The 24,419-nt window shown below is 35.0% G+C and carries 17 protein-coding genes, 1 tRNA gene, 1 pseudogene and 1 CRISPR repeat array; of the genes and pseudogenes, 12 read left to right on the top strand and 7 right to left on the bottom strand.

Going from position 1 to position 24,419, the window contains the following annotated elements:
• Both DCO44_RS01325 and DCO44_RS01330 read left to right on the top strand, forming a co-directional pair.
• Positions 1-127 (top strand): annotated as a pseudogene (locus DCO44_RS01325) (IS5/IS1182 family transposase); the annotation flags it as partial.
• A gap of 48 nt (positions 128-175) precedes the next feature.
• Positions 176-1,228: a CRISPR direct-repeat array (repeat unit 28 nt; unit sequence GTTCACTGCCATGCAGGCAGCTTAGAAA).
• A gap of 164 nt (positions 1,229-1,392) precedes the next feature.
• The gene (locus DCO44_RS01330) at positions 1,393-1,848 is read left to right on the top strand and encodes a DUF2147 domain-containing protein (RefSeq protein WP_116758831.1); all 456 of its coding nucleotides are present in this window, start codon (positions 1,393-1,395) and stop codon (positions 1,846-1,848) included.
• Positions 1,849-2,478: 630 nt separating this feature from the next.
• On the opposite strand, the gene DCO44_RS01335 is transcribed toward DCO44_RS01330, so the two are convergent.
• Entirely contained in the window at positions 2,479-3,723 is a 1,245-nt protein-coding gene (locus DCO44_RS01335) for a tyrosine-type recombinase/integrase (protein WP_116758832.1), read from the bottom strand.
• 160 nt (positions 3,724-3,883) lie between these two features.
• Here DCO44_RS01335 and DCO44_RS01340 point away from each other — a divergent pair.
• Positions 3,884-3,960 (top strand) — tRNA-Ile (locus DCO44_RS01340).
• A 535-nt stretch (positions 3,961-4,495) separates the two neighbouring features.
• Here DCO44_RS01340 and DCO44_RS01345 read toward each other — a convergent pair.
• Both DCO44_RS01345 and DCO44_RS01350 read right to left on the bottom strand, forming a co-directional pair.
• Positions 4,496-7,210: a TrlF family AAA-like ATPase gene (locus tag DCO44_RS01345; protein WP_116758833.1), complete on the bottom strand. Its 2,715-nt coding sequence runs from the start codon at positions 7,208-7,210 to the stop codon at positions 4,496-4,498.
• A 726-nt stretch (positions 7,211-7,936) separates the two neighbouring features.
• Positions 7,937-9,835: an ATP-dependent nuclease gene (locus tag DCO44_RS01350; RefSeq protein ID WP_116758834.1), complete on the bottom strand. Its 1,899-nt coding sequence runs from the start codon at positions 9,833-9,835 to the stop codon at positions 7,937-7,939.
• Positions 9,836-10,094: 259 nt separating this feature from the next.
• Between DCO44_RS01350 and DCO44_RS16920 the strand changes: the two genes are divergently transcribed.
• Complete coding sequence (locus DCO44_RS16920; RefSeq protein ID WP_265735810.1) at positions 10,095-10,226, top strand: hypothetical protein; 132 nt, start codon at positions 10,095-10,097, stop codon at positions 10,224-10,226.
• A gap of 246 nt (positions 10,227-10,472) precedes the next feature.
• Positions 10,473-10,694 carry a helix-turn-helix domain-containing protein gene (locus tag DCO44_RS01355; RefSeq protein WP_116758835.1) on the top strand — a complete coding sequence of 74 codons (222 nt, stop codon included), beginning with the start codon at positions 10,473-10,475 and terminating at the stop codon, positions 10,692-10,694.
• Here DCO44_RS01355 and DCO44_RS01360 read toward each other — a convergent pair.
• Entirely contained in the window at positions 10,686-10,967 is a 282-nt protein-coding gene (locus DCO44_RS01360) for a helix-turn-helix domain-containing protein (protein ID WP_116758836.1), read from the bottom strand. The genes DCO44_RS01355 and DCO44_RS01360 overlap by 9 nt on opposite strands.
• A gap of 113 nt (positions 10,968-11,080) precedes the next feature.
• Between DCO44_RS01360 and DCO44_RS01365 the strand changes: the two genes are divergently transcribed.
• The 5 genes from DCO44_RS01365 (at position 11,081) to DCO44_RS01385 (ending at position 13,283) form a co-directional block, all read left to right on the top strand.
• The gene (locus DCO44_RS01365) at positions 11,081-11,596 is read left to right on the top strand and encodes a hypothetical protein (RefSeq protein ID WP_116758837.1); all 516 of its coding nucleotides are present in this window, start codon (positions 11,081-11,083) and stop codon (positions 11,594-11,596) included.
• A 20-nt stretch (positions 11,597-11,616) separates the two neighbouring features.
• Positions 11,617-11,922, top strand: a complete 306-nt coding sequence (locus DCO44_RS01370) for a hypothetical protein (RefSeq protein ID WP_116758838.1) — start codon at positions 11,617-11,619, stop codon at positions 11,920-11,922.
• A 19-nt stretch (positions 11,923-11,941) separates the two neighbouring features.
• Positions 11,942-12,391 carry a hypothetical protein gene (locus DCO44_RS01375; RefSeq protein WP_116758839.1) on the top strand — a complete coding sequence of 150 codons (450 nt, stop codon included), beginning with the start codon at positions 11,942-11,944 and terminating at the stop codon, positions 12,389-12,391.
• Between the two features lie 75 nt (positions 12,392-12,466).
• A complete protein-coding gene (locus tag DCO44_RS01380; RefSeq protein ID WP_116758840.1) occupies positions 12,467-12,967 on the top strand; it encodes a hypothetical protein in 501 nt (166 codons plus the stop codon).
• Complete coding sequence (locus DCO44_RS01385) at positions 12,942-13,283, top strand: hypothetical protein (RefSeq protein WP_116758841.1); 342 nt, start codon at positions 12,942-12,944, stop codon at positions 13,281-13,283. The genes DCO44_RS01380 and DCO44_RS01385 overlap by 26 nt, the downstream gene beginning before the upstream one ends.
• A 265-nt stretch (positions 13,284-13,548) precedes the next feature.
• Here DCO44_RS01385 and DCO44_RS01390 read toward each other — a convergent pair whose 3' ends face one another.
• Complete coding sequence (locus DCO44_RS01390; RefSeq protein WP_116758842.1) at positions 13,549-14,733, bottom strand: hypothetical protein; 1,185 nt, start codon at positions 14,731-14,733, stop codon at positions 13,549-13,551.
• 545 nt (positions 14,734-15,278) lie between these two features.
• On the opposite strand from DCO44_RS01390, the gene DCO44_RS01395 reads away from it, so the two are divergent.
• Positions 15,279-16,478, top strand: a complete 1,200-nt coding sequence (locus DCO44_RS01395; RefSeq protein ID WP_116758843.1) for a tyrosine-type recombinase/integrase — start codon at positions 15,279-15,281, stop codon at positions 16,476-16,478.
• Positions 16,479-16,532: 54 nt separating this feature from the next.
• Positions 16,533-19,091: a DEAD/DEAH box helicase family protein gene (locus DCO44_RS01400; RefSeq protein ID WP_116758844.1), complete on the top strand. Its 2,559-nt coding sequence runs from the start codon at positions 16,533-16,535 to the stop codon at positions 19,089-19,091.
• Positions 19,092-19,443: 352 nt separating this feature from the next.
• Here DCO44_RS01400 and DCO44_RS01405 read toward each other — a convergent pair whose 3' ends face one another.
• Positions 19,444-21,711 (bottom strand): ankyrin repeat domain-containing protein, encoded by a 2,268-nt coding sequence (locus tag DCO44_RS01405; RefSeq protein WP_116758845.1) that lies wholly within the window; start codon positions 21,709-21,711, stop codon positions 19,444-19,446.
• A 1,427-nt stretch (positions 21,712-23,138) separates the two neighbouring features.
• Entirely contained in the window at positions 23,139-23,570 is a 432-nt protein-coding gene (locus tag DCO44_RS01420) for a hypothetical protein (RefSeq protein WP_116758848.1), read from the bottom strand.
• Positions 23,571-24,419: the final 849 nt, after the last annotated feature.

Below are 24,419 nucleotides of genomic sequence, written 5' to 3' on the forward strand. Positions count from 1 at the left end.
AGTTGAAAATGCCTTTGCGAGGTTAAAACATTTTCGAGCGATTGCAACCCGATTTGATAAGCTGGCACGAAATTATCAGTCTATGATTTACATTGCTTGTATGTTCATTTGGTGTAAAGCCAAATAAGGACACGCCCTAGAAAACACGTTAATAATAGGTTTGTTTTCGCCCTCGGTTCACTGCCATGCAGGCAGCTTAGAAATGAATTATTCACCAAAGCCGGATTTTCATTTAGTTCACTGCCATGCAGGCAGCTTAGAAACAATTGCGCGCGCAGGGTGGCGCTATGGTGGATGTTCACTGCCATGCAGGCAGCTTAGAAAATCAAAGCCGATCAAGTTAAATATTTGTCTATCGTTCACTGCCATGCAGGCAGCTTAGAAAGCGTTGTTACGCCTGTCGATGCTTCAGGAAAAGTTCACTGCCATGCAGGCAGCTTAGAAATTAACAGCCACACCCCATAAAATTTGATCTTCGTTCACTGCCATGCAGGCAGCTTAGAAAGATATATAGTTTATCGCCTGTTTTTTCTTTATGTTCACTGCCATGCAGGCAGCTTAGAAATGAATATATCGTTACGATTGAAGCAGATTCTGCGTTCACTGCCATGTAGGTAGCTTAGAAAACACCGTCACCATTAACCGGAAGTAACTGTTTGTTCACTGCCATGTAGGCAGCTTAGAAACACATACAATAAATTATTTTCTTTATCAAAACGTTCACTGTCATGTAGGCAGCTTAGAAAGAATATTGCGCAACAAGCGACTGACAACCTATTGTTCACTGCCATGTAGGCAGCTTAGAAATTTAAGGCTGCTGATACTTGATTGTGATTGGCAGTTCACTGCCATGCAGGCAGCTTAGAATCGAACCTTGATTGGATTAAATCACCAAATAAAGTTCACTGCCATGCAGGCAGCTTAGAATTACTTTACTCAAAGTTAATTGAGTGGGTTTTAGTTCACTGCCATGCAGGCAGCTTAGAATAAATTCATTACTCATTAGGTCACCATGGACAAGTTCACTGCCATGCAGGCAGCTTAGAATAATTCACAATGACATTCGATTGTGTGTCGTCTGTTCACTGCCATGCAGGCAGCTTAGAAAAAATGAGGCAAAAAAGGCTGAGCGCCAGAAGAGTTCACTGCCATGCAGGCAGCTTAGAAAATTTGCCTGATCCATTTCACCGATCAATATCTGTCCACTGCCATACAAGCAGCTTAGAAATGACTAAATGAATACACGCTATGCCAAGCTCAAGTAAAACTATAAGAATTCAAAAAAGGAAGCTGGATACGATTTCAGCAAACTATGCATATGATTTAAATTAATAATTCTATCGGAGATGTGCTTTGCTATAATCCCGAGGCTTTTTAATATATGACAATTTTATGAAATTTAAAATTTTATTTGCTTCGACTTTATTGTTAGGTTCAACTCAATTTTTAGCAGCAATGCCTGTTGATCAACTATTAGGCTCATGGAAGGTAATTGATGATAAATCAGGAAATTACATTACAGAAATTGCAATTCGTAAGAATTCTAAGACTCAACAATATAGTGCAGCTATCACTAAGTCGTATGCATTACCGGGTACAGTAGCGGCAGATGTCTGTACGAAGTGTACAGGGGCATTAAAAAATAAATATTTGTTTGGTTTAGAAATCCTCACGAATATGCAGGCAACATCAAAAAATAAGTTTAATAATGGGGTATGGGTTAACCCACAAAATGGCCTTGTTTATATTATTAATGCAGATCTAAGTAATACTGGTGAGCAAATGAAGGTTTTTGGTAAGTCAAAGTCTGATAACACCACGACAATCATGACTTGGAAGAAATTATAAATAACTCTCCGAATGTGGCTGTCGTAAACCACTTTTGTTGATTTCTAAAAAAACCATCATTTGATGGTTTTTTTTACATGGATATTCGTGTGAACGAGCATTAATCCATGAGATGTATATTGTGATGATGTCTGTAAGATGGAACTATTTTAAGCATAGGAAAAGAGTCTTTCTATATCCTCCAGAGCAATAAGAATTCGCCCACAACCATTAATTGCTAAAACATGTAGAACATTATCAATAATCCCTATAAATTTCTCCATTCTACGACGCCCATCTTTTAATTGAACTTCAGCTTAGTTGGACAAGTATTCATCATTAAACAGTACTGAATAGCTGGCTGAGTAAGTTGGATTTCGTTCTTGTTTGCGCATACCATTGAGTATTGGGATCAACCCAGAGCAAGATATTTGCTCGATTCATCAAAGTTTGATGATAAGAAGATCAATTGGTTGAGCGATAGATTGTAGGTGTAGGTTTTTTATCTGAGGAATATATGACTGAACAAAGCAAAGTAAAAGTAAAAAAATTTAATCAGATTTATATGTTTTTATTCAAAAAAGAAAAATTGGATATCTTGTTACGATGACTTTGAAAAAATATTGGAAATGTCCAATCAAGTATCAAATTCTAATCAATAGCTTCTTCTTCCAAGCTTGTTTTATAAGCCCCTAAAACAATGTCTTCAATAGCATTCATTGCTTCTCTTAATTTCCTTTCGCTGACCTGATCGCCTACAGTTACGTCTCGATCATCATCTTTTGGATTCAGTAGGCACTTAATTGTGTACTGCCCGTAATCAAGGTTTTCTGCAATAGTGCCAAAGGTTCTACGCAGATCATGGAAGCTAAACTCAATGCCACAGGATTTATTGATTTTTTGGCGTACTTTGGAAATATTCACAATATGACCAGAGGTAGATTTGGCAGACGGGAATACCCATTCATTTTTGGCTTGAGCATAACGTTTTTTCATGAGGGTAAATAGAAAGTCACCCATAGGCAGGCTGTGTGGCACACCATTCTGTGAATCTATTGAGGTAATTCGACCATGCTTTAAGTCAATACGGGTCCAAGGCAAAGATTCACATTCTTCACGTCTAAATCCTGTAAGAATCAAGGTAAGTAGAAAATCTCGATTGGTTTCTCGCTGTTGACCACGGTCTTTATATTCAAATACTGCTTTAATCCAGTGAGGTAGTTGCTCCTCATTAATATAGCTTTTGCGTCTGCTCATTTTATTCCATGCTTTTTTAGCATCGAGAGTCTTGGTTGGATTATGAGTATCCAGAATAGATCTGCCATTTTCATCCAGATAATGCTCAACCGAATAATTATAGATGGCTCGGAAAACACGCATCGCCATATTTGCTTGAGCCATACTTCGTTGTGACAACTCAGAATGCTTGGCTTGGATCATTGATCTAGAAATTTTATCCAGTGTTATGTTATTCCAATCTTTTAGGTAGTCATCAACCACCAGCGTGTAGTCTTTAATTGTTCTAGGCTTAAGGGTTTTATATAAAAGGTAATGATCAAATGCCTGTTTTAATGTTGGCTTAGTCTTGGATAAATCTGATTTTACTTTTTCTTCAGCAATCGCTTTTCTTTTAACGTCATTTGGATTGATGCCTTGAGACATCTGCGCAAGTTTGTCGCTGGCAATATCGAGTGCTTGGGAGAGGGTTAAGTTTCCATGTAGACCAATTGTAGACCGTACAGTCTTGCCAAGGACTTTTTTCTCAACGATATAGGTTTTACAAGTAGTATTAACCCGAATAGCAAAGCCGATCAAGTCACTGTCTCTATAGATAGCAGGCGTCATTTCGAGTTGATCAATAAATGTCTTTGTTAGCTTTACTCTTTGAGATGACATCGCTAGAATCGCTATCAATTGCAATATTTAGCAATATAGCACAATATTTTCTAGCGTCTACTATGCGTCTACAAGCAAAAAATACTTGCTCAATAAGGAAATGTTAGATAGTATTGCTGCACAGCCAAATTGTTGAATATAATAGTTTTGCAATAGTATAGGGCCTATAGCTCAGTCGGTTAGAGCAGCGGACTCATAATCCGTTGGTCCACAGTTCAAGTCTGTGTGGGCCCACCAAATTCGACCTCGTAACTCTTTGAGTTATGAGGTTTTTTAATGTCTGCTATTTTCAGACCATCGGATTTTTCGGTCTATTTTGTGGTCCATCCGTTCGATAGTCCGTTGGTCTATCTCCCACACGTAAATCCATTTCCCAATTAACGTTTACTAGCACTTCGGCTTTCCACTCGATCTACGACAAAGAGGGATCTTCTATAATCTAGACCATCGAGGCGTAAAGCGAGTGGAAAACGATTAGGCTTGGGGGGATTTTGACTTTATGCTGTTTGACCGTTTTCCCCTATCTGCGTAGGGGATTTCTGATTGAGGTATGGGGGTATTTTATTAAAAAGTAACTCCTAGATAAGTAAGGGAAAGTCATTTAAACGAATTAGAATATTCTACGTCACCAGATAAAATTTTTTTGAATGAGGATTTAATCTAATTGGGTAAAGCTATAATGGAAAATATTGTAATAGCTTAAGAAAATTTTAACTGTTTTAGTTTAAAGTCCTCATATTAAAAAGGGCTTTAAACTATTAACAGTGATTAATTATAAACCTATTCGCTCATAACGTTTTCTAAAAGCATCTTTCCCACCTTCCATAATTTGACATACATCGCTTCGGATCGATTCATGTACTAAGCTTCCAAAATTTTTAATCTCAACTTGTCCCTTATGGAAATGCATGACATTCACTAAGTCAGCATCTCCGTTTACTACAATATTAGGGTTATGAGTGACAATAATAATTTGACGCTTATTTTTGTTGCTATGTATCTGATTGACTATGAGGTCATAAATAAGCTCGTTATCTAAGTCATCTTCAGGTTGGTCGATAATAATTGGCTCTTTTCCATGACTAAGCAAGAATGCCAAAATAGCAGCAGCCTTTTGTCCAGCAGAACCTTTAGAAATATTTACGAATTCTCTACCATCACCTTTTCTTGAATATTTAACTTCAAGTAAATCTTCTGGGAACCAAGTTAATAGCCTGCCATAGAATTCAGGTTGACTTTGATAGCGTGATTGGAGATGAGTAATAAATCTATTATCAATATTAAATTGAGGTAGGCTATTTCCATTTATTAAATTATTAATATTGTTAACAAGATTGGTCTTGGTAGTAAGCTTTATATTATTTTGACAATTTATCAATTCATTAAGAAGAGAGCGTTCTTTATCTTCTTTATTGTAAATTGTATTAATGAAATTGAGAGTTCCTATAATATCTCTGAAAATAGGCTCGATATTTTCAGTTTCGCCATAAGGTAAAATAGTCATTTTTACATAGTTGTTATTACTTAAAATAGAATCAATAAATTCTTGTCTTTTTTGCTGAATTACTCCTCGCAGTCTGATAATTTCATTAATACATGTTTGTCTTTCTTGTAGGTTATCTACAAGTCTTAATTTCTGAGATTCTATTGTTTCTAAATTGTGTAGGATTTCTTGCTTGCGCTTATTCCAAGCTTCATATTGTTCATTATCAAAAGGTATCCCTCTAGTTGTGTAATCTTTTAACATCGCTTGATAGGCTTGTTCATTTGCATTTTTAAATGTAGACCAGCTCGAATTTTCATAAGCAATATTAGCTTGTGAAATGGCTGTATCTAATCTTGTTTTTAAATTTCTTAATTCTTGAAGAATACTTGATAGCTCACCGGAAAATGTAGCATTAATTTGTGCCAATTCTGTTTTTAATTGCTCTTGTAAACCATCAATATTATGTAAGAAAAGTGTAGGTAGTTGAGTGCTAGAAACTTGATTTAATTTTTCATTTAATTCACTAACATCAAGGCTTGATGTTAAAGCTCTTTGGACATTCATGCATATTTCATGTCCTGAGAGAATGTGATTATGACCGCCCGATTGAAAACTTAAAATATTAGTATTTAGAGCACTCAATTCAGATCTAAGTGTCCCTTCCATAGATGTCGAATGATTTAAAGCTCTTTCTTCTGCTAAAAGACTCATAACCCGATTGCTTTGAGTCTCTATCAAGTCTATATATGCGTTGGTATTAACATTTGGTGACCGATCGATTATTTCTAGCAAAATGTTGGGATGTGAAGCTAATGCATTAATTTGTTTTTGGCTATATAAATGAACAGGGAAGCGATCTTTAATATTACCTTCATCTTGAAGTAAATTACCTACTTCATATTTATAGAATTGTAATGGAGTGGACTTAGACCATTTTGAACAATATTCAGTAGCATGATTTTTTACTGAAATTTCTATTTCAGTATTGTTATCAGTTACATCATTAATAAAACCTTGAATCTCACTATGTATCTTGTCTAATTCGTGAGTATCTTGACATTTACCCAATGATAATCTTAATGATTCAATAAATGTTGATTTTCCGGTACCGCGTCCCCCAATAATTGCATTAAATAATGGATGAAGTTGAAATACAGGAGCGTTATTTTCTATTCTGCCACAATGTTTCATTTTCTTTATTGTTAATTTTTTTATGTAAGCTTGTGGAAGTTGATTAGGGTTTTCGATTTGGTTAAGAATACAATAGTTCTTGTCTCTTAAGGCGTATTTAAGGCCCTCAATATCAGGTGCACCCATTTTAATCCAACTAAAACTTGCGCCTAATTGAACTAGGGTGTGAGCATCAGAGCCTTTAACTATTGCTAAATGATCACAGTCATTTTTCAGATCTTGATGTATGAATGAACTTTGTAATAGCCGATGGTCAATAAATTGAGCTGCATCGAATAATTTTAAATTATTTTTTAAATCAGGATTAGTGGTGGTGATATTGTGTAAAAGTCCTTTGGGACCTTCAATATGGGCAGGCATCACAATACCATTTGATAACTTGATTTGGTTGACTACATCAGAAATTGAAAGTGTTGAAAAGCAATTTTCTGGGTCACCCATTTGACTTCCGACATTTAATCTGCAACCTCCTAGAATTCTTGTTAAATCGTTACTGGATACGTTCGGATCAAAAATAGCTAACAAATGAATTCTACCTGCTCCTAATGAAACAGTTAATTCAAATCCAGGAAAAATGGTGAGGGGCCTAAACCAATCTTCTTGCACAATTTGTGAATAAGCAGTTTTTAGAGAATCAATTGCTCCACCAGTATTGTGATCTGTAACAGCGACACAATCTATCTCTTTTTCCATTAGTGCCTTAAGCCACTCTTGAGGAGTAGTTTCAAAAGGGTCTCTGTAGTCTAGTGAAGCTGGTGTGTGAGTATGAAAGTCAAATTTATACCATTGGCTGCCTAAAGTATTAGTCACGAGAACCCCTTTATTGTTGATTTAGAAAATATATTTTAATTAGTTGAAGTATACTCAATAATCAATGAAAAATTGTAAAAGATAAATAGCTAAACAGAAAAATGTTGATTGAAAATATGAACTAAAGAGGATCTTGAAAAATAATTATGGCATAAGTCAGAAATTAAAGAATTTAATGGGTATATAAATGTAAAAGAGGACAAATGCTATTTAGAGCCTACTGCACGAGCAAAATTATTAGAATCATTGTGGTCTGTAGTTTTCATAAGAAATTTCAATACTCATTTAATCACGAAGTTTACTATTATTATTGTAACTATTTTCTAGCTTTAGAATCGTTAAATAATGGAGTTAGGAATACGTGTAAACAACTCTGATTGATTTTTGTTCACTCTTGATTTTCTGAGAAAATGAAACTTGAAGATATGTCTAAAATTAGTATAAGTGTGTATATCCTTTCTAAGTATTGGTTATTAATGATTAATTTCATGAAGACAAGAATGTAAGATTTGTGTAGCTAGGGTGGGAAAGATATCAATATGACGGGCTTTCCTTTATTGGAGCAAAAAACTACAATATATTGAATTAGATGGAGAGAAGATATAGGTTAAATCCGGTGTTAATTAGTAGCATATTTGAGTTGACGGAAACTGTAGCTGCTCGATAATAAATGAGACCGTAAACAGCGACTACCGTCTTATTTAGTAAAAAGCTTACAACCACAGGTTATAATTGTGCTCGTAGCTTTATAAACTCTACAATTTCTTCTAACTGGCTACTAAAGTCCCATAAAAGGTCTTTGTTCTTTAAATTAGGTGTAGACAATGCATGTCGCATCATTTCTACTTTATTAGATGCCCCCCATCTGCTTCTGCCGATAGGTTTCTGTTTATTATCAAGAATTTTTAAAATACTGAATAAATTGCTTATTTCGTCTTCATATGAATTATATTGACCGACAGTTAGTTGATGATCTTTAAATTTATCTTCGTGCTTGCTATAGTCAGACCATACTTTACTCATTGCATGAAGAATTGCATTTGAAGGCAAATAATTTTCAACCTCACGTCCATTTGTAAATTGAAAAAGAGCTGAAGTGGGTAACTGAGTATTTAGTTTTTGTATCTCTTCATATATTCGTTTTGCACTATGTTTTAGTGAATCTTTTGGATTGCTATCGAGAGGAGGGGCATTACGAAAATCAGAGTCGACAATGACAATAGGATTTCTGCATAAACATAATAAATCAAACACTGATTTTGTATGATTATCATCATCTAGACTTAGATATGATATTAAAGCTCCGCCATATTGCATAAAAGTATAATGAAATCCTTCTATGAAATTATCTTTAAGCTCGTTTTCCAACCAATGTTTGTAGAATAATAATTCTGTAGGACCTTCAACCCAAATTACAATATTAGCTGTAAAGAGAATTTTTGCTGGATGGATACCGATTGCTTCAAGTAACTGAAAACAATCTCTTTTAGTATTTATCGTTGTTATTGAAAGTTTGTTGACATCCGAGTCTTCATCATATGTTGATTGGCACTGAAAGATTCTTGAGTAATTATCGAAAATAGGAGAGAATTCGGTAGTATGAGTTGCCAAAATCGTTTGACGATTATCATTTTTCATTAACTCTAATAGTTTTGAACGTCTTGTAGGATGCAAACTGTTTTCGGGTTCATCCCATAAAATAATAGTATTTAAATCAATTAAATTTGTCAGAGTGAAATAAGCTATTGCGATTTCTGTTCCGGAAGAAGATTTTGAATAAGTAATACCATTTACATGCAAGTCCTCTTTACCATCGATATCAGAAACATCAGTTTTTGCTTGTATAAATGCATTAAGTTTATCGATTAACCTATCATGTTCTTTCGTTTGGTTTTTTCGGCCTTTTTTTAAAACCATTAAATTATGAATTAAATTCTTTATTTGGGTTTCAGGAATTTGTCTAGGAGGAATATATATTGCATTTGGTATTTTTATTTTTGCTAATATTTCTTCAAATTCGCTATAAGATAAGGTTATTTCTTTATCTTCATTTACATTTGAAATAGTAATATTTAAATTTAGAATTTCATTAAGTTTATTTTGTAATGTTTCTACTATACTGTTTAAGTTCTTTAATTTTTGTCGCTCCTCAATGGTGCTAATTGTGTTCGACATTATTTTAGTTGTATTAATTATTCCTTGGTTATGTTGTTTGATTTGCTCCTGTAAATTTGAAATTTCCTTAATATTATTTTTGTTGGTAATATTAATGATAACACTATCAAACTTAATTTCCGTGATCTTGAATTGGTCTAAAGAACACTCTATAGTTATACTAAGTTTTTTAAAATTTCCATTAATTAAAGAATTAATAAAAAAATCTTGAGAATTTTTTGCAGTAAAGCATAGTTCAGCTTTTGAAAATAGAAAATTAGGGTCTGATTCTGGAATTCTATCATGTATTTTTTTGTTCTTTAAAATGTCAAAAGACAATTTAATAGTCTGCAATATAGAACTTTTTCCAGATCCATTTGGACCAATTAACGAATTAATACGCTTTAGGTCATTTAAATGGAGATCTCCAAAGCCTTTGAGGTTAAAAAAAGTACAATTTTCAAGCTGCATGATTGGTAAATTCTTAAGATAATTAATCGATGAAATTCTCTGAAGTACTATATACTACTGATCTTACTTATTAAATAGAATCAATTGCATTACCTGAAACTATTATTACTCCAAGAATCGTGAATTCAGTTTTTTTTAATGGTAGATAAATGACTATTCTTTAAAATTATGAATATATTACTTGATTTTTGGCACTTGCCTCTATTGAAAATTTGATTATGATGAATTTTCCAACTTTATAATACTAAGGAAAATAGTCATGCCATCTCCAAAAGATACGAAAGGTCCAATTGTTAAAACTGGGCCGACTGAAGGAGAAAACCGTACATATAATGCAGATGGTGAATGGCGTAAAAAACGTGCTGATGCAGGTAAGCCACGCAGTAAGTGATTGTGAGTGCATTCAACTGATTTTTATGGATATATTATTTTCATGGTCTTTAACCAACAAAGGAGTGACCATGAAAAAACATTATCCAAAACTCGAATCCGTTTCTAAAGTCATAGAGACTCTCCCACATCCCCAATCCAAATCTATAGCCAAAGCGATTCGGGTCTGCAATGATAAAAAGACAGACCTACCAACAAAGCTTTGCGCTGTTGCTTTCGTGTTTATTTGAGTGGGGGAAGAATCTTAATGATTGTTTTACAACAATGGTTGATTGAACAACGTCAGGCAAAAAATCTGACTTTAGAGCAATTGGCAAAGCAATTAAATAAATCAGTTTCCTATGTTCAGGATGTAGAAAGCGGGCAATATCAGTTGGATGTTGTGGAGTATTTATTTTACTGCAAAGCTTTAGAAATCAACCCTAATCTAGGGCTTGAGTTGATTCAATCAAACCTACCTTCAATCTAGATCATCCAATTGGGGCTCCCAGTCCTTAGCCTCTAAGAGCACCTGCTCAATCAAAAGCAATCCATCTTGTGGATTAACGCCTAGCTGTTGGCAATACCAAACATATTCAACTACATCTAAACGACGTTCGCCTTGTTCAACTTTTTGAACAAACGAGTGTGGTTTATCCATGCGTTCTGCTAATGCGCGCATAGAAAAGTTTTGGTCCTGTCGTGCTTGCTTCAACCAGTTCGTCAAAGCCTGCATCTCTTTCGTATTGATACTTGCTGTCATGCGCTTATTATCGATACAATGTGCAATGTACCCAATATGGGTACATTGCTTTGATTTGAACTCAGAAGTTGAGCTTAAGCTATTACTTTATAATCATATTTAAAGGAAATTGTATGGGGTTTTCTAACCTAGTCAGCTCCGCTTTAACAGCGGTAGCAACGTTATCAGGTGATCCTGATGTACAGCGTGCAGCAAACTCTGCCAATGATTTAGTTGTGTCATATCAAACGCAGCAACAGCAAGCAATGGCTGAGCGTATTTTGAATTCTCCTGATGGCGTTATCCCTGTCACAGAAAAAGGAGTCACTGTTTGGCGCGCATTGCAATATAACGGGAATGGTGAAGTTGTTGGCTTTTCTGACTTTAACAGCAAAGAGGAATATCTCTTGTTAAAGCAACAAAAGCTCAAAGCTCAGCAATTGAGACAACAACAACTTCAAGCTGAACAAGCGGAAGCTCAACGTAAGTATGCAACTCAACAAACTAAGAAACAAGGTGACGTATCCATCTCCGATATTGATGCCTATGGACAAACACTGGGCGGTTTAGAACGTGCTGTCATGGCTTGCTCAAAATATCGTGAAAATACGCCCCCTTGGAATGACTGTATTTACAGTCAAGTGAATTAATCAATAGAACTTGGATACCCATGAAGAACTTTAAAATAATGCTTTGCTTCCTTGCGGGATTCACTGCCTCAAATGTTGCTTTAGCGAAGACTGAACAAGTCACCCTTAAAAAGAATCTCATCTTGAGTGGTGAAGCCATCATTTTCCCTACAACCAAAGGTGAGGTTATTTTGAATGCATCTATGCTGCGTGAAAAAGTAGCCAAGCAAATGAAGCCTTTTAAAAAGGGTCAATGCCTACAAATTCAATCCCAGAATGGATTTTTCAAAGATACCAACGATGGTCAATACATCCAAAGTATTCGCCCATGTGCTAAAAAGAAATAAGCAACCATAGGATGATTTTATGAAAAAACTGATATTCGTATCATTATTGGCCATGACTGGATTGGTTCATGCAGCACCAAATGTTTGGCAATCTGATTATGCTCAGGGTTTTGCAGAATATACAATTCAGGACAGCAAGGGCAATACGCTTTGGGTGACATGCAATGAGGGAGCAGGAGAAATGTTTGATCATTCTGTACGCTTCCAAACACCAAAGAATAGCTATGCAAACTCTGATTCCAAATATCCATTAACTTTCTTATTGGATGGGAAAACTAAAGTTGCTACATCGGCTTCTACAAAGTGGAGGAATGGTGCAAATGCTTGGTATGAGTTCTCACAAGGTATTTCTAAAGCTAAGAAAATTGATGTATTTCTCAATAAGAGAAAAATCACCACATTTACTCCTAACCAACAAAGCATCAAATCTGTAGCGAAACATATCGCTGCATGTGAAGCAATGTTCTAACCCACAATCTAAATTTTAGGTCCCGATGTGCTCTTGCAGTACATCGGGATTTTTTATGCTTAAAAGGAAAGCGAAATGCAACCAAGAATTTTTGACAAAGCCAATCAAACTCTCATCAAAACATGGAGTTGTAATAAGTTGTCAGACAGATCAAAAGGTCAGCTTAAATATCAACTCTGGCAAGACAATGACGATCAAAGCTTCGGGATAGCCCTAAGTGAAAATGAATCATCAGGAGGATTTAGTGCAGAGTTAATTAAAGTTGATCAGATTGTTTCAACATTACTGAAGCTCTATCAATCGGCAAAACCCTTTCATGCTGTTGCATTGAAAGGACTATTTATTGGTAAGTCAGTCAACAATGCAAGTTTTCTCGGTGCTGCTTTAGTTGATCAAGGTGTAATTCGACTACATCCACATACAACACGTCTGCTTGAAGTGAATGAGGATTATCTACAGTGGCCGAAGTCGTTTGATGAAACACAACCATCTAACCAGAAGCGAAGCACTAAAATCAAGAACTCACAACAATCAAATGCGGAGGATAAAAATGAAGTACATCAAAACCCTATCTGATTTGTCTAAAGTTACTGACCACTTAATTCAAGCAAGTATTTCACTACACATCCAAAAGTTGGAAAGGGAATACATTGAACCCTATCAAGCCACCCTACATGGGTGGTTTGTTATTTGCGAGGATGACAGCGACTTAATTCAGACTTTTCCTCAATTGAGTTTTAGCCTGTCTGAAAAGCTTTCATCAGGAGAAGTTGAGTACGTAGATAAAAAGCCAGATTGGTATGAAGTCTATATTATGCTCAACGACAATGAGGGTATTTTAGTCTATGTTCCGACAGAAATTTTAGAGCGCTATAAGATCAAACAAATCTAGTTACAACTACAGACCTCTGTCTGTTCTTTGGCACTATTAATTTTTATCTATGACTGAGTAATGACATGGAAATAACTGGTCGCTTTAGAATGAGGTGTATCAATGCGTACAAATGACTAGCAGAACCGTAAAATGGACCCTAAAGCTTAATCAGCTTTAGGGAGTTTCTTTATCACTGCAAACAAGTTAACAAGTGATACTTTTTTGGAATGCTGGGAGTAAAGGACTAATAGTCCGATGGGCGAAGAATTCAATAAAACTAGCATTATCTTTTTATCTCATTAAGCCATTTGTAAATATATGGGTCTTTTTTTAATAGACTAGTAATCATTTCATTGCGTTTAGATTTATCTAATTTTAACAGAATGCTTTTGAGATCAGCATTTATAGATTTTTCTGGTGCACCTCGGTCACGTGCTTTGCTATACCAATCATGTCCAAGAGTATATTCATGGTTTTCCATGTATATGGCTCCCAATAAAGTACATGGTCGGTAGTCTTGAGAATTATTCTCATGAGCTTTTAAGCCACATTCTATTGCTGTATCGACTTTTCTAATGTCTCTCTTAACTCCCCCTAATGTAGTGAAATAAGCTGACAATAATTTTTTATTTTTGTTGAGGGAGATTTCAGTATTTTCTAAAAACCTTTCAGCCTCTTTACTTGCTTTAGCTTTTCTTAATTGACTAGAGGCATTAATAGCATGCCAATGTGATTTGGTTGTCTTATATTCATTAATATAAAAATCAGCTTCTACACGATGAAATTTTATCTTAAGTTCATCTGTAAAAAACTGTCGTCCTTCCGAATTTAACCAAATAGCATCTTGTTCAGATAATCGCTGATTATTATCTAATAATTTCAATATATTAATTAACCTTGATCTAAGCTTATCAACTGTGTCATAGAGATAAATATCATATTTTTTTATTAGTTTTTTTTCTTTTTGTCTCTCTATATATTTAGGGTCAGATTCTAATTTTTTTCTACGTTCACGTTGAGCTTTTTCTCTAACTTTTCTTTCCTGAGCTAATTTTTCTTGTTGCTTTTCTAACTCAATTAGTTCTAATTCTCTAACTTTTTCTAAGCGCAATCTTTCTGCTTCTAAATGTTCTTGATGTTTTATTCTGTCATTAACAACTGCTTTCTTATATTGATTAAAAGAAATTTCACCTTCAACTAGACTATGTAAAGCACTAAGATTTTGGCGAACTAAATAAGCTTTTTCTGGTAAAGTTAAACTATCGTTTTGCTTCGTTTTTAACTTTTGAATTATTTTATGAAGCATACTGTGCGGGATCATTGAACTTTCAATGTGATCTACACAATAAAAAACAGCATCTTTTCTCATATCATCAAGATATGTTTGATGTTTTACGGCATCCTCAGCAGATACTTTACTTCGGTAATTAGAATGGTACGTTTTTTTAAAAAATCTATTTCTTGACATTTCAAAGTTTCAGAATCTATTACTATTTGATTAAACTATATTTATCTAAAAATAGGAATGGGGACGATTCAAATAAACACTAGAACAAAAATAAATCGTATTGTTGATTTTTTAAGATTTTTCATTATTATGTTCCCCATAGTTGATGCTCAGTCACTATAGGCTCCCACTTTTGAATTAAGCATTTATTGCAAATTTAAGATAGTACGGCCTGACTTTACGGCAACGTAGAGATGCTTCATTAAGGCACATATCTTTTTAGGTATGAAACGAGGACCAAGTTAACTTCTGAACAGTTTCAGAAATTTGGCTGTGGTTCGGAACATTAATTCTCCATGTTGGAATGGGTTAATGTAATGCTGAGTTTGAAGAGAGAGGCATTGTCATGCTTTTAATATCATTCATACTCATTTATGTTTTACTAGAAAGATGTAACCCCACTACTATTCAAAAGACGTTGTGTGATTTCCCTCATGCAATCATGTATTTGGCTGATTTTTATAGACATATTATTTTTTTGATCCAACGTCAAGAAGGTAAATCATATGTCTAATATCTCAAAAAACTCTCAAAGCTCTAAATTAACTTCTTTTATTCAAGAAAATACGGGTAAAGAGGTTGATGTAGCACGCTTCTATCATAATTTAGGTGTTACAGGGCTACGTTTAGTGGGTACAGCTAAAAGTGTCCGTTTTTTATGTCGTCTGACTTTCCAAGGCAAAAAACTGTCTAGAACTTTGGGCTCATTTTCGCATGATGGTTTTGAGACTGAAATTCCTAGCCTTGTAGCAGAGGTAAAAGTATTCAACCAACGTATTCTTAATGGATTGCATCCATTTGATGATAAGGAAGAAAAGGCAAAAAGCATCACTTTTGGTGAGTTCGTCAAAGAAATATATCTTCCAAATGCTGAGATGAGGAAAAAATCATATAAAGATGATGAATCCCGTGTGCGTATTCACTTGATACCAGCGTTCGGCAATTCTTCATTTAAAGACATTACAGTTGGTCAATTGAATCAACTACTCGCAAATATACGTTCGACTGGCTTAAGTGATGCAACAGTCAATCGAATTAGAGCCTTACTTTCGGCAATCTTTAACCTAGCGATTGACCATGAAATCATTGAATCAAATCCAGTGGCAAGGGTGAAGAAGTTTAAGGAAAATAATCAGAAAGAACGCTACTTTGTAAATGACGAATTGCAACGATTGATGAGAGTTTTGAATTCACCTGAGCAATTTGGGATTTCAAACTTAGTCATTGTTGCTGCTGTTAAATTCCTTCTTCTAACAGGTGTTCGTAAACGAGAAGCTTTAGACTTGAAATGGTCTGATCTTGATACTCATACAGGTAAGTGGCTACTTGGAGAGAACAAATCAGGCAAAGCACGTTATATCAATTTGAATGAGGATGCCTTAGCAATTGTTAAGCAGCTTTCAAGAAAATATGACTATGTTTTTGCTAACCCTGAAACGGGCAAACCATTTAATGATATACGGAAAACTTTTGACAAGATTATGCAGGCGTCCGACATCAAGGAAATGCGTATCCATGATTTGCGTCATAATTTTGCGAGTTTAGCCGTCAATTCTGGACAAAGCCTTTACGTTGTCCAGCATCTACTAGGCCATGCGTCACCTCAGACGACTCAGCGCTATGCTCACTTACAATCGAGCACACTCAAGCAAGCTTCTGAAGCTGTTGCCAGTGTAATCCGCGACCAAAGCGCTCTTTCAATCTAATACATATTTTTCAAAATTATTTTGGGTGTATTCATTTACACCCAAGGAGTCATTATGTGCGTAACTCATAAAGTATTATTAAAAAAAGGACAATACTTATCTAGCGGAGATGTCTCTGGTCAGATCACTGTTGTTAAGGGCCAGTACACATTAATTGAAGCTGGTACAGGTGTTGGTAAAACTTCAATGATTATGGATATGGTAGGAAGTCTTAGTGATCATCAACACATCATCATGGTCGTTCCGTCAGTACTTAAAGTACAAGAGCTTGAAAGTAGCCATCCGAGCAAGTATGGGAAAATTAAATACCTTTACTTTTATGATAAAAAAACACCGACAGAGGCCTCATTTGACAAAAAACAGCGATACATCATTGTATGTACTTACGATAAATTAGATGCTGTACTTGCAGAATTCCCTCAAGGTGATATTAAAAAATCACTACTTGTTGTCGATGAATGTCATAAATTATATTCTGCTGGTTCCTATCGTGATGAGGCAATCAATTCACTTTTATTTACGCTTGAGAAAAAACGATTTCCAACTGTACTTTTTCTTACAGCGACATTTACACCTCATTGTTGGGATACATTAAAGACTCCTTTAAGCTCTATCTATAAAGTTCAGTCTGAATCGGAAATTCAACGCAGCTTAGAATTGATCATGCTAAAAAAGGGTGATCAATATAGTTTTATTCCGCTTGTAATTAAGCGCCTTGAAGCAATGAGGACAACAGATCAATCTAAAAAGATAATTATCCGCTATAACAATCGTCAAAAATGTGAACTGTTAGCTGCCCTGTTAGAAAAATATCATGGGGTCAAAACCATGATTGTTCATAGCAAAAATAAGAATGACGAAACTGTACAGGAGTTATTCACTGCTCAAGTTATTCCTAAAAATACTGATGTGATCTTTTGTACATCCATTATGGATGAAGCAATTAATATCAATAATTTAAAAGATGAGCTTGATTCCGTATTTATTGTGGGGAAGGATGCACATCCAGAAGAGCTTGTTCAATTTATGGGCCGATTGAGAAAGGCAACGGTTCCTTGTTTTATGGTCATTCATACTGAAATGTCTACGGATCATCATATTCGACTAGAAACATTGCGTACAACTTACCTGAACAAAAATAAGCAGTTCATCGATAAACTCAACAAAGTTGCTGACTTAATATCAGAGATTTTTGATGATTATCAATTTGATATGTTTAGTGAAGAACAGCAACAACTGAGTATCTACAAAAAAGTGACGTTGTTGAACGAAACTTTTAATCAACTCTCAGGTTCAAAGTTATTTACTGTGAATAGAGGAAAGGTTCAAAGAAATTCTGCAAGTATTGCAGCAAATTATTACCGAATGGACAAGGGTAACTGCTACGAAAATTTTTATTATCTAAAAGCGCGTATTACAGACCTTTTACCTACATGCACAGTGAAGTACTCGGCTGATGTAACTACTAAAACGCCTGAATATATTAAAGAGTTCCTAAAGGAAGAAAAGGCAGTCAATAAGCAAATTTATGCTGATTGCTTGGAGTCTGCTTTTGAGATTTTTTTAGCGACAAAGCCAACATCAAAGAAGGTATCTGCTCAAGAGTTCTTGGAGAATAACATCACTAATGACGCTGTGAAGTATCTAGAGTCTGACGAAGAACAACCAACAAAACCTGTTATCCGTAAAGGTACATACGAAGACCTATTAAAGGACTTGGAGGCTGTTAAAAAACCAAGACAGCAGCCGACGATATCTACTCAAGGAATTACTTCGGCAAGTCAGCTTAAACAGAAGGAATCTGCCAAAGCCACTCAACCAAGAGTTCTATTGAAAGATTACGGTGTATCTTTGTTGGATCATGCTAAGAAGGATGAGGTATTTGTAGATAAACTTGTTGCTAAGTATGATGTGCCTCATCATGCAGTTACTGTTGATATTGTGACAAAAATTGCAGTGCTATCTACAGTCATTGGCAATCTAGAGGATATCTACAATATTTTGCAGACCAATCAATATGATAAAGTTCTGACTATAGCCAAAGCCTATTCATCTAACATTGTTGTGCAATACCTCATCAAACGATTCTACAGGTATAACCCTGAGCGTTATATTGGAAAAGGATATCGCTTACAGCCAGCAGAAGCAGCTATTTTGCTGACTGATGCATTTGAATCCATCCATAAAAATACAAGTATTCCCATGAAAACTTTCATGAAGGAAAAGTTGGTTTCAGGAATAAAAGTAGACTTCAAGACTAAAGAAGTCAGTATAGATCCAAGCAAAGCTGCAAATTTCATTGCGAAGTTCTTTGCTGCAAGTGATAGAAATGCGAAAAAACCAGAACTGAGATTTCTTGAATTTCAGAATATTGCATACGGTAATTACCAGTATTTGTCTATCGCTGATATCCAGCAACCCTTTAAATCTGTACCTCATGAATTTCAGATTGGTGAGTGTATCTTTGATTCCTTGTCGGGAGAATTGATCTCAGGTCCTGAAATCTCTAAGTCAACGTATCAATACCATGATCCAGATGGCATTGATGTGTTCGAAGATGATCCAATTCCACCGCAATCACAGCAGAACATTCAGCTAGACGAAATTGCCTGATATTGCCTAACTCCTAACTAATCTTGGCTTTTGAGTGGGAGATGTTCAGACATCTCCCGTTTTCTATTTTGCAACGCCATACATCAAGCTCGCTCTTTCAGTGTTGTGTGCTCACAATGCTGTTTGGCGTTGCAAAATGTTGGTTTACTTTGGGAGGAAAAGTCGAGGGTTGTTGGGCTTCTGATTTTTTTTGTTTATTTTCTTTGAATTTCTACCCTTGCAGGGTGGTATTTTCTTTATTTTTTAATTTTTTCGAATGTCATTTCTATATTGATCATAAATAGAATATTGGGTAGATGAATACTTTTGTAACTCCCTGTAATATTAATTTCAGGGAGTTATCTCATGTTATTTAATGTTGAGAAATTAGGTTTTTCACTTGATTAGATTTAAAAAAATCAGCAATTTCATTTAAATAAATAGAACGGCCCTCATCAGCTTTTACATAACACTGTTCTAATTTAGCACCATGCTTTAGCATGATATCGACTGCATATGCATTGTTATTTTCAACAGCTAGCATGAAGGGTGTATAGCCTTTAATTGGGTGCTGAGTCGTATTTTGATTTGGATCGGCACCATATTGTAGAAGTAATTCGAAAATTTCGTAAGCATCACTAACTTTTTTGTTTCCAAGAGAGATTTTCTTCACCTGCTCAAATAATATCTTCCTTGGATCATTGCTTGGTAGGCTCTGAAGGTATTTATATTTTTCGATATCACTGCCACCGTTAGAATGACGTCTAATGGAGTCGGCAAGATATTTGTCATTTACTTGTTCAACTTTGCGACCATTTAAAATGCTGATTACACCTAAATTCTGATAAAGCATAGAAATACCATAAAGGCCTGTAATATTAGGATTAGCGCCATTTTCCAATAATAGTTTTACAAGTTCCGGTAGATTTTTTTCAACAGCGAATTTGAGAGGAGAGGTCAGCACTTTTGATGTACTAATATTTAAAAGTGCTGAATTAAATCCACATTTGAATGCATGTTTAATGAATGCATATGTTTCATCTGGTGTAACGTTTATATGATCTAGGGCTAGTAAAATGATACTTTCTTTATTTGAAGTGAGACTATTTATATTAGCACCAAATTCAAGAAGCTGTTTTGCTTCATCAAAATTACCAATAGCTGTAAAATAATGAAGCTGAGGCCACTTACGTCTTTGCTCAATATCAACAAAAATTTCCTTATTGACTGTCTTGAAATCAGGGGCAATATCCTTTGCAATTACAATGTTACCCATTTTAGGAATTAGTTTCTTAATCTCTATACCTTTGTCACTAAAAGTCTCGGCAGTAAAGTATTTAAAGAATCCGACTAAGGTTGCTTCTCTTTCCCATTCTTCAAATACAAATTCAGTTCTGAAGCGATCTGTACGTTCAATTGGATTAAATATTCCAACTTTTAGGCCAAATTGAATTGCTAAATTTGAGATAAATGCAATTAGCTTATTTTGGCTAGGTACAAGTGAAGCAATACAAAGCATTTCATTTAGTAATATTTCCAAATAGCGCATATCACGATATAAAAGTCCCTCTAAACACAAATCGTATTCAGTGAGTGCTTCCTTAAATTGATATTGATATACCAAATTAATAGCTTTAGCCCAATGTACATAAGGTAGTAGATGACCTACTTCTTGTTGTTCATTTAAGAACTGATTGATTTGGTCTATCATCAATATATTAAGTTGAAAGGTTGTTTCACTTGTTGAGCTGTATAGCATTGATGCTAAGCGAGTATCAGTTTGATCAATACGTTTGACGTGTGTTCTATCAAAAAATACTTGAGTTAATTTTTGATATGAAAGAGGGATCTCAATTAAAAAAGGAAAATGTGTTTGTGAATTGGCAATAGCCATCGCTCTAAATGTAACTGCCTGCGTATCGTGTTGCGAAATACGGTGGAACTTCAATTTTTGATTGTGTTGTTCCGCTAAAGAGTGAATAAATTTTCCATGTTGCAATGAGAATCCATATTTAACTTTTAAGGCTTGTAGTAAGCGTGAAAAACACAACAGTTCATAATGTGTTTGCGATGCTTCATTCTTGTTTAAAAATAAGCGTTTTAATGTTGATAGAGTGGGTAAGGCATCTGGGCGACCAAATTTACTAATGTGATTTTTATCATCATTACTCAAAACTTCACTTTTCAAAAAGTTAGCAAAGTTTTTGTCATTGTTTTTTAGGTAATCTAAGCTTTCTCGAATAAAGTTGTCACCTTTCCAGTGCTTGGCGACCCCTATCTGTGTAACGCAAAACGTTATGAGTTGATGCAGTAATGGAACTAAGTAATTTGACCATAGGGAAGTACGAATAGACTCAACATCCATTAACGATGTTAGTCGAGCATTTAAAAGCATTGTATTGTAGCGGTCTAATACATTTCTTTTTAGTAAAGTAATGAACTGCAATTTGGTACGATCAGAAAATCCCTTTGGACATAACTGGTTTAAATATAATTCCAGATCATAGTGAGCAGAAAATATTTTATTTGATATACCATCTAAATGTTTTGAATCCGTCTCGGAAAGTTGGCTCTTGGTATTCATGTGGTTAAATAAATCACGAACAATTTCTATGGTAGTTGGGAAGGTATTCTTTGGCATTGTAAAGCTCTGCGTATATCTGTCTTAAAGTTTAAATATGCTTTTCGATCACTTGGTGTCCCAGGGATCGTAATCTTTATTGAACATTTTAAAAGGAGAAAATCATGTCTTTTTCCTTGTTTAAAGGATGCAATATCATTTTTGATAAGTTCCCGAATAAACTTATTCATCTCTTTGTCATTACTATATTTTTTCATGGTAATCCTTGATTAAGGGGATTACTCCCCTTAATTCTTATTTAGCATTACCACGGCCACCACCAGAAGGGCGACCAGTTGTACTTGGCCAATTTCCTCCAGAGCTAGGGTGAGATGATGAGGGACGGTTGTATACAATTTCCATTAAAAAATCCTTTGAAAACATAGCAAAATTGCTATGGTTCGAAGAATATAGAATTAGAGGATTTCTTTCTTCTGAGAGAATGGAGTTTAATTTTTTAAATTTAATTCTAACCTATACTTTGATACCCAGCTTTTATATTTCTATTACTACAAAATACGAGAGACAGTATTCTGATTCAAGTTATTTGCTGACCCCAAAATAACCAAATACTTAATCAAGCAGAAATGATCAAGTACTTTCTTACTCATTAGCACGTATTCGTGACTTTGTGATAGGAGTTCAGACATCTCCCGTTTTCTATTTTACAATGCCAAACATCAAGCTCGCTCTTTCAGTGTTGTGTGCTCACAATGCTGTTTGGCATTGCAAAATTTTGGTTTGCTTTGGGAGGAAAAATCGAGGGTTGTTGGGCTTCTGTTTTTTTTGTTTATTTTCTTCGAATTCCTGCACTTGCAGGGTGGTATTTTCTTTATTTTTTAATTTTTTCTGATGTTGTTTCTGGCCAGACTGCAAATACTTCGGTACATAGAAATCTCCAAACTTCGGTCCAACATCCATTTTTAAATTGACTAGACAAAACACTTGGGTCTAGCACGGTACTTCACTATCAAATTAAAAATCATGGACTTAAGAACTTCGGTCCATCTTTCCGAGTGTCCAAAACCACGGTCTATTTGTGGTACATCACAAAATTAGACCTTTATTTTTCTTGTACTTAGTATTAGTCAAAATTCATAAAAAAGAATTTCAAAAAATAAAATACATTATTTTTCATCGGTTTAACAAAAACAGTTCGGTACCGTTATTTTTATTGTATTTAATTGGAGAATGCATCATACGACATTGTTTTTTATAGTTAAAAAATTAAAAACTGGTCTGACTCATAATCCGTTGGTCCCCAGTTCGAGTCTGGGTGGGCCCACCAAATAAGATAGCCACTTACATGTACTAATTGTGAGTGGTTTTTTATTTTTAGAATTCATGTAAGCACTTGAAATAATTCCTATAAATATAAAAGTATTTGAGACCAAGCTGCTTAAATAATAAAACCCCCTATAAGGAGGTTTTTTACTTGGTTCATATTTTCATAACATATACCACTGTAGGATGACACCATACAGATATAGTGAACCTACAAATAAACAGATTCCTGAGGAAACCAACCAAAAAGTCATAGTATTTTCAGGGAAAATTGGTTTGAGTATAGGAAATGCAAGCGCACGTCCTAAAAACACAGCAGATATTGCAACCAGAACCCATTTTGTAAAGGGAAGGGACTCAATAATTCCAGCTCCAGAAAGAGCATAAATTGACCAAATCAAAAGTATGATTGCAATCATAGCTGTAATTATTGTCGGTTTAAGCTTTCCTGCCTCAGCCCCACGTGCCATACGCTCACCAGCACCTAGAAAGCGATATGCTGGAGCTCCTATAAATATACATACTAGATGGGCAATCGCTGCAAAAGCGCTCGACAATGCACCAATAACAAGAACCAGACTACCAGAAGTAGACATTTTTATACTCCCTACGATTTTTAACTGATTTAAATAACATTTTTATGGATACAGTCATTCTTGTTGGAATGGTAATTTACAGTATTTAAACTTAGCATAAAATTTATGCTATGATGCCCTAGGTGTAGCAAAACTTTTTGAAAACTTGTGTTCAGGATAATGCCCGCTAACTGCGGTTTTTTATTAACTGGAATAATGTAAATGGCTGGCAGTTTAGATTTTAACTTGAACTTATTAGCCAATACCACAGGCTTCAATTAGGGAATGGATGGGGGGAAATTTGCGGTAAGTAGCCTATCGCTCTAACAATATATTGCTGTCTAGCAGACCATATTTACGTGTCGCGGATGCTCTTGATCCTGCCTATACATCAACTTAAGCTTTACGTATTAACGCGAAGATCAATCCGCACGATTTTAAGCACTGAAGAAAAACTTAAAAACAATGAAGATAGAAACGATGATTTGTTTGCAAACTAAAATAAAAAAAGGCGGATTTTATGCCCGCCTTGTAGTTTCATCTGTTGCAACATCATTGCAAAAGCTATCCCACCAAATCCTAAGTTATCCCGCTTTATCCCATAATTATCTCAATAGTCTGTATTAGCTATATAGTCTCTTCTCAAGATGAGGGAAGATAGATACTGTTGTTGATTTAAGCCTTACACCCAGTATTTATGGTGAGTTTGATATAAATCATATGCTTGGATTGGCGTGTAATCTTTCAGAAGAATACCATCAGGCAGTACAGTGTTTAATAACGTCAGAAATGACATTAAAAAAGGAAACCCTACATGAGCGTTTCCTTTTCATTCCACTGATTGTGGGGTTCGGTACTGAAAATATTGCA

This window comes from Acinetobacter sp. AM (assembly GCF_003105055.1).
In the GTDB taxonomy this organism is placed as follows: Bacteria; Pseudomonadota; Gammaproteobacteria; order Pseudomonadales; family Moraxellaceae; genus Acinetobacter; species Acinetobacter tibetensis.

Bases quoted from the DNA above. Each gene is read 5' to 3' on its own strand.
- DCO44_RS01375 (WP_116758839.1), top strand. From the start codon at position 11,942: ATGAAAAAACTGATATTCGTATCATTATTGGCCATGACTGGATTGGTT.
- DCO44_RS01390 (WP_116758842.1), bottom strand. From the start codon at position 14,733: ATGTCAAGAAATAGATTTTTTAAAAAAACGTACCATTCTAATTACCGA.
- DCO44_RS01350 (WP_116758834.1), bottom strand. From the start codon at position 9,835: ATGCAGCTTGAAAATTGTACTTTTTTTAACCTCAAAGGCTTTGGAGAT.
- DCO44_RS01355 (WP_116758835.1), top strand. From the start codon at position 10,473: ATGATTGTTTTACAACAATGGTTGATTGAACAACGTCAGGCAAAAAAT.
- DCO44_RS01365 (WP_116758837.1), top strand. From the start codon at position 11,081: ATGGGGTTTTCTAACCTAGTCAGCTCCGCTTTAACAGCGGTAGCAACG.
- DCO44_RS01330 (WP_116758831.1), top strand. From the start codon at position 1,393: ATGAAATTTAAAATTTTATTTGCTTCGACTTTATTGTTAGGTTCAACT.
- DCO44_RS01405 (WP_116758845.1), bottom strand. From the start codon at position 21,711: ATGCCAAAGAATACCTTCCCAACTACCATAGAAATTGTTCGTGATTTA.
- DCO44_RS01335 (WP_116758832.1), bottom strand. From the start codon at position 3,723: ATGTCATCTCAAAGAGTAAAGCTAACAAAGACATTTATTGATCAACTC.
- DCO44_RS01395 (WP_116758843.1), top strand. From the start codon at position 15,279: ATGTCTAATATCTCAAAAAACTCTCAAAGCTCTAAATTAACTTCTTTT.
- DCO44_RS01380 (WP_116758840.1), top strand. From the start codon at position 12,467: ATGCAACCAAGAATTTTTGACAAAGCCAATCAAACTCTCATCAAAACA.
- DCO44_RS01400 (WP_116758844.1), top strand. From the start codon at position 16,533: ATGTGCGTAACTCATAAAGTATTATTAAAAAAAGGACAATACTTATCT.
- DCO44_RS16920 (WP_265735810.1), top strand. From the start codon at position 10,095: ATGCCATCTCCAAAAGATACGAAAGGTCCAATTGTTAAAACTGGGCCG.
- DCO44_RS01370 (WP_116758838.1), top strand. From the start codon at position 11,617: ATGAAGAACTTTAAAATAATGCTTTGCTTCCTTGCGGGATTCACTGCC.
- DCO44_RS01360 (WP_116758836.1), bottom strand. From the start codon at position 10,967: ATGACAGCAAGTATCAATACGAAAGAGATGCAGGCTTTGACGAACTGG.
- DCO44_RS01385 (WP_116758841.1), top strand. From the start codon at position 12,942: ATGAAGTACATCAAAACCCTATCTGATTTGTCTAAAGTTACTGACCAC.
- DCO44_RS01420 (WP_116758848.1), bottom strand. From the start codon at position 23,570: ATGTCTACTTCTGGTAGTCTGGTTCTTGTTATTGGTGCATTGTCGAGC.